The 2,107-nt window shown below is 35.6% G+C and carries 2 protein-coding genes; both read right to left on the minus strand.

Annotated features, from left to right (window positions below):
* Positions 1-315: 315 nt before the first annotated feature.
* On the minus strand, positions 316-1,056 hold the full coding sequence (locus ACFIQE_RS09800) for a hypothetical protein (RefSeq protein ID WP_375626935.1): 741 nt from the start codon (positions 1,054-1,056) through the stop codon (positions 316-318).
* An 84-nt stretch (positions 1,057-1,140) separates the two neighbouring features.
* Positions 1,141-1,659, minus strand: coding sequence for a Rha family transcriptional regulator (locus tag ACFIQE_RS09805; protein WP_375702931.1), 519 nt, complete (start codon positions 1,657-1,659; stop codon positions 1,141-1,143).
* Positions 1,660-2,107 lie beyond the last annotated feature (448 nt).

Genomic DNA, 2,107 nt, shown 5'->3' on the forward strand with positions numbered 1-2,107 from the left:
ACTGAATCTACAGTGTGAATCCCATTTTTATTTTACTTAACAGCTTGCTTTTTGATACGTTTTGTGCAATAAAGAGACGTTCTTTTATATTTCGGTTATTTCTTTTAATCGTTTATTTAGATCGCTAGCTGTTTTGATAATAAAAGCCGTATCAATTCATTTTGATGCGGTTTTTATGTATTAAGGCTTGCATTTTTACACGTTTTGTGTAATATATTTTAACATTTAAAATGTATAAGTTTCCCGTTGCAAACAAAAGCCGTGTCTTAAAAGGACGCGGCTTTTTTGCTATAAAGCAGCCCCCCGCCCCGTTATTTACGCTGCTTTATCATCACCACAAATATCTTCAGAAATTTTTTGATTGCCATTAACCACGGCATTGCCATAAATCTTTACATAGATAGGTGGTGCATAGCCATCTGTACGAGGCTTGCTATAAACCGTTGCCTGATCACAAACCCGTGCATTTCCATAAACCTTTACATGCTCAGAAATAGTAGCCCTGTCATAAACCTGCGCATCATCGTAAATCTCAGAAAATCCATAAATACAAGCATTTCCATAAACGCGTGCATTTCCATAAACCCTGCCAGTTACATGCGCATAATCAGAAACTTTTGCATTATCAGAAATATGACCAAGAAAAGAGACCTGAGCATTATCACAAACAACTGCATTGCCAAAAACATTACCATTAACCATTGCGTTATCACAAATTTTTGCATTATCAGAAATTTTTGCATTATGAAAAACCTGAGCATTGTCACAAACAATAGCGTTGCCTGATATTTTTGCACTTTTATAAACACGTGCATTATTACGCACTTGTGCATTTTCAGAAACAACAGAATCCATAGCAACCATGGCGTTATCATAAACCCAGCAATCACCATCATGTGATAAGCTTTTTTCGTTTTCAATAACGCCACCGAGATCACCTGCTTTAACATCTGCAAAATCTCTTAATGCTCTTATACGACGTACAGTTTTTCCCTCAGGAATACGGTGGATTTCATCTGTGAGTTCATATTTTTTGGATACATTTTTAGTGGTCATAGGTAGCTCCCTAATCTAACATTTGAATAAATTTTTGAATGAAAGAATTTTAAAGAGGGGCGCCCCCGCACCGCCGCTGCTGTCTTATGCTGCTTTTGCAATAGCGTTTGTTAAGACACGCTTGGCTTCTGTCGTAACCAATTTGTAGTGATCAAGCTCTTTTTGTAGATCATTTACATACGATAAACGCGCAGCAATCATTCCCAAAACTTTACCAATTCCCTCAGGAGCTTTTAAACTTTCATAAGAAAATAAATCATTATCTCTAGAGAATAAATCATGATTTTTTGATTGGCTTTTTAATTCATAAAAAGCTTTAACAAGCGCTTTTTTAAATGCACGCACCGTGCCATTATTGCGCATATATGTCATCAGTAGAGTTGCTTGTGATTCATTAAGGATGGCAACTTCTCTCTTTTGTATTCCACCCTTGGTTTCAAAGGGTAGCATTTCAAATGCGACCCTTCCAAGTTCTTCAAAGTCTTTAATATTTTGACGAACCAACTGTATAACTGTTTTGTGCTTATTACCTACACCCTCTGCAATTTTCAAAGAAGTTGTGACAGCAATACCAGCATTGTTGATTGTTACTAAATTGTTCATAGGGAACTCCTACATGTTTAAAATTTCTATTGACACTCTAAAAGAGTGCCGGGCGCTAGAAACACGGCATGTAGTCCGTCGTCACGCCTTTCCCATAAGGGTATTGTATAGCGTAACCACACCCGACAAAATCGTTATATGCCAATAATAGCATAAAAATAAAGCCAAATTTTGAAGCAGGAAAAGATTGTTTCGTAATCTATTCGCTACATGTTTAGTGTTTCTAGCACTTAATGATTCGTTTAACAGAATGACCTTTTAAAGTCAATACGTATTTTTTATTTTTTTCAATTTTTTTCATTTTGATACCTACCTAATTGAATACCAAGTGCTTTCTCTAGCTCTCTTTCTTTTTAATAGATGATTGTATCGCGTAAATGGACATGTTTATTAAACTGCGTGTATGCAACATGAGAAAGAATGAATAAACTAAAAAAAAGTACCAAAA

Source organism: Bartonella sp. AA1HLJMS (assembly GCF_042197445.1).
Classification (GTDB): Bacteria; Pseudomonadota; Alphaproteobacteria; order Rhizobiales; family Rhizobiaceae; genus Bartonella.

Bases quoted from the DNA above. Each gene is read 5' to 3' on its own strand.
- ACFIQE_RS09800 (WP_375626935.1), bottom strand. From the start codon at position 1,056: ATGACCACTAAAAATGTATCCAAAAAATATGAACTCACAGATGAAATC.
- ACFIQE_RS09805 (WP_375702931.1), bottom strand. From the start codon at position 1,659: ATGAACAATTTAGTAACAATCAACAATGCTGGTATTGCTGTCACAACT.